This window comes from Streptomyces boluensis (assembly GCF_009908195.1).
Classification (GTDB): domain Bacteria; phylum Actinomycetota; class Actinomycetes; order Streptomycetales; family Streptomycetaceae; genus Streptomyces; species Streptomyces boluensis.
In genome coordinates, this window is sequence record NZ_JAAAHS010000580.1 from 1 (window position 1) to 3304 (window position 3304).

A 3304-nucleotide genomic window follows, 5' to 3' on the forward strand; every position below is an offset into this window, starting at 1 on the left:
CCGCCACCCCCACGCCCACGCCCACTCCCCCGGCCGGTACGAAGCTCTGCGTGGCCTGCCGCGCGGGCCGTGTCGACCGGGACGGGTACTGCGAGCGCTGCGGGCACGCCCAGCCGCGCGAGCGCGACCACATGGAGCAGGAGCTGGACGCGGTGGCCGCGGTGAGCGACCGCGGCCTTCGCCACCATCGCAACGAGGACTCGTTCGCGGTGTCCGCCACCGCGCTGTCCGACGGTTCGCCCGCCGTGGTCGCGGTGGTCTGCGACGGGGTGTCGTCCGCGACCCGCCCCGACGAGGCCTCGTACGCCGCCGCGCAGGCCGCCAACGAGTCGCTGCTCGCCGCCCTGCCGCGCGACGTGCACCCGCAGCAGGCCATGCACGAGGCGATCCTGGCCGCCGCCGAGGCCGTCAACTCCCTTGCCGTACAGCCAGGTCAGGAACCTGAGCAGCACCAGAACGCCCCGGCGTGCACCCTCGTCGCCTCGGTCGTCGCGGGCGGCCTGCTCGTCGTCGGCTGGGTCGGCGACTCCCGGGCGTACTGGGTGCCCGCCGACCGCTCCGTACCCACCGCCCGGCTCACCGAGGACGACTCGTGGGCCGCGCAGATGGTCGCCGCGGGCCTGATGAACGAGGCGGAGGCGTACGCCGACGAGCGGGCGCACGCCATCACGGGCTGGCTCGGCGCGGACGCGTACGAACTGGAGCCGCACACCGCCTCGTTCAAGCCGGACCGGCCTGGAGTGGTCGTGGTCTGCACGGACGGCCTGTGGAACTACGCGGAGGGCGTCGAGGAGATGGCGGCGGCGGTCCCCGCGGACGCGTTCAGCCGGCCGCTGCACAGCGCCCAGGTACTCGTCGGTCACGCTCTGGACGGCGGCGGCCACGACAACGTAACAGTGGCGGTACTGCCGTTCCCCGTCGCGCCGCAGGGGGCAGGCTCGGCCTGACAGTCGCGGCCGGCGGAGCGGTGGCGGCACATCGCCACCGCTCCGCCGCGCGCGGCTGCCGTGGGTCATCAGGGGGAGAGCAAGGGGGAGGCGAGAATCCATGGCCAATTTCGCGAAGTCCAACGTGCCGCGGTTCGCGGTCGAGGTCTATCAGAACGAGTACCTGCCGGACGGCGGCCGCGAGGTCAACGCCGTTGTCACGGTGACCTCGACGGGCGGCGGCACCACCGGGGGCGCGGCCGCGCACGGGTACGTGCCCGGCGGGGGCCCGGACGCCGCCGTGGCGATCATGGTGGACTGTTCGGGCTCGATGGACTACCCGCCGCTGAAGATGCGCGCGGCACGGGAAGCCACGGCCGCCGCGATCGACGCGCTCCGAGACGGGGTGCGGTTCGCGGTGATCGGCGGCACCCATGAGGCCAAAGAGGTCTATCCGGGCGACGGCGAGCTTGCCGTCGCCGACGCCCACACCCGCGAGCGGGCCAAGCGGGCGCTGCGCGGGCTCACCGCGGGCGGCGGCACCGCCATCGGCACCTGGCTGCGCCTCGCCGACCGGCTCCTGAACACCGCGGACCTGCCGGACTCGGCGGTACGGCACGGGATCCTGCTCACCGACGGGCGCAACGAACACGAGTCGCCCGAGGACCTCGCCGCCGCCCTGGAGGCCTGCGCGGGCCGCTTCACCTGTGACGCCCGCGGCGTGGGCACCGACTGGGAGGTGAAGGAGGTCACACAGATCGCCTCGTCGATGCTCGGCTCGGCCGACATCGTGGCCGATCCGGTGGCCCTGGCCGCCGACTTCACGCACATGATGGAGACGGCGATGGGCAAGGAGATCGCCGATGTCGCGCTGCGGCTGTGGACGCCGATGGGCGCGGAGATCAAGTTCGTGAAGCAAGTGGCACCCACCGTCGAGGACTTGACCGAGCGCCGTACCCAGGCCGGCCCCCGCGCGGGCGACTACCCCACCGGCTCCTGGGGCGACGAGTCCCGCGACTACCACGTATGCGTAGAGGTGCCGAACGCCGAGATCGGCCAGGAGATGCTCGCCGCCCGCGTCTCCCTGGTGATCGACCGCGGCGACGGCAGCCCGCAGACGCTGTCGCACGGGCTGGTACGCGCGGTGTGGACGGACGACATGGCGGCGTCCACCTCGATCAACCCCCAGGTCGCGCACTACACCGGTCAAGCCGAACTGGCACAAGTCATCCAGCAAGGCCTTGATGCCCGTAAATCGGGCGATACGTATGGAGCAACGGCCAAACTGGGCCGCGCAGTTCAGCTCGCCGCGGGCTCCGGTAACTCCGATACTGCGAAGCTCCTTGCGAAGGTGGTCGACGTCGTGGATGCGGCGACCGGTACTGTGCGACTGAAAGCGAAGGTCGAGGAAGCCGACGAGATGACTCTCGAAACCCGGTCCACCAAGACGGTTCGCGTGAAGAACGTGAAGAAGTAGAAGGAGAGGGGGAGCACCGACATGTCGACCTGCCCGAACGGACACCAGTCGGGTTCCGACGACTGGTGCGAGACCTGCGGCCACCGCATGGCTGGAGCAGGCGCGCCGGCCGGTGCGATGCCTCCGCCCCCGCCGCCGGCCGGCGGGTACGGCTACCCGCAGCAGCAGCCGGGACCGCCCGCGCCCGGCGGTGGCTACGGCTACCCGCAGCCGGGCGGCCAAGCCGCGCCTGAGCAGTGCCCGCAGTGCGGCACGCCCCGCGAGGCGAACGCCCCGTTCTGTGAGCAGTGCCGGTGGAACTTCCTCACCAACACCGCGACGTCGTTCACGCCCGCGGGTCCGGCCCCGGCCGCGCCCGGCCTCAACCTGCCGCCCGGCTTCGCCCAGGCCGGTCCGCCGCCCGGTGGGGGTCCTGGTCCCGGCCCTGGCCCTGGTCCCGGTGGCCCTGGCCCTGGTCCCGGTGCGGGTCCCGGTGACTACACGAGCTCGCGGCCCTCGCAGGTGAACCGCCCGGCGGAGCCGCTGCAGCCGGACCCGTCGATGGCTCCGCCGCAGGGCGGCCCGCAGGGTGGTCCCCCGCAGGGCTTCCCGCCGCCGCAGGGGTTCCCCCAGGACGGCGGCCCGCAGGGTGGCCCGCCGTCCCCGCCTCAGGGTTTCCCGCCGCCGCAGGGTGGTCCTCAGGGAGGCCCCCAGGGTGGTCCGCCGCCCGGGTTCCCGCAGGGTTTCCCGCAGGACGGTGGCTCTCAGGGTGGTCCGCAAGGCGGTCCTCAGGGTGGTCCGCCGCCCGGGTTCCCGCAGGGCTTTCCGCAGGACGGCGGCCCGCAGGGTGGCCCGCCGCCCGGATTCCCGCAGGAGGGTGGCCCCCAGGGTGGTCCCCCGCAGGGCATGCAGGGTCCGCCCC

At 73.4% G+C, this 3304-nt stretch carries 2 protein-coding genes; both read left to right on the forward strand.

Features of this window, described 5'->3' with window-relative positions; translation table 11 throughout:
* Nucleotides 1-947: PP2C family protein-serine/threonine phosphatase (locus GUY60_RS36140; RefSeq protein WP_161705698.1), on the forward strand; the 947-nt coding region annotated here is incomplete at its 5' end.
* 100 nt (nucleotides 948-1047) lie between these two features.
* Nucleotides 1048-2403: a vWA domain-containing protein gene (locus tag GUY60_RS36145; RefSeq protein WP_161705700.1), complete on the forward strand. Its 1356-nt coding sequence runs from the start codon at nucleotides 1048-1050 to the stop codon at nucleotides 2401-2403.
* The last annotated feature ends 901 nt before the right edge of the window (nucleotides 2404-3304 follow it).